Origin of the sequence: Chryseobacterium sp. HMWF035 (assembly GCF_003094695.1) — a bacterium.
Lineage (GTDB): Bacteria > Bacteroidota > Bacteroidia > Flavobacteriales > Weeksellaceae > Chryseobacterium > Chryseobacterium gambrini.
The window spans coordinates 43,814-44,227 of sequence record NZ_QEHP01000142.1; the positions used below are offsets into that span (position 1 = coordinate 43,814).

The following is a 414-nucleotide window of genomic DNA, read 5'->3' on the forward strand; positions in this document are numbered from 1 at the left end:
AAAACAGAAGATGAAGTTCAGATTGATACTACTGTTCAGGAGAAGAATATCACGTTTCCTACTGATGCCAAACTGGCAAAAAAAGTGATTGATAATTGCGTAAAAATAGCCGAAAAAGAGGGAGTTGTCCAAAGACAAAGCTACAAGAGAGTAAGCAAACAACTTCTGAGGGATGCTTACTTTGGACATCATCCGAGAAGGAAGAAGAAAGCCAGAATGGCAAGAAAAAAACTTAGAACGATCGGCAAAAGGGTGCTTCGGGAACTGGAAAGAAAGCTGCCTTCGACTATTTTAAAAGGCTACGAAGAGGTTTTTCAAATTTACCTTAAAGCACTCACCCAAGAACGGACTACGAAAGATAAAATTTACAGTCTTCACGAGCCACAAGTTGCGTGTATTGCGAAAGGAAAATCG

At 39.9% G+C, this 414-nt stretch carries 1 pseudogene; it reads left to right on the plus strand.

Annotated features, from left to right (window positions below):
• A pseudogene (locus DD829_RS24010) lies at positions 1-414 on the plus strand (IS5/IS1182 family transposase); the annotation flags it as partial.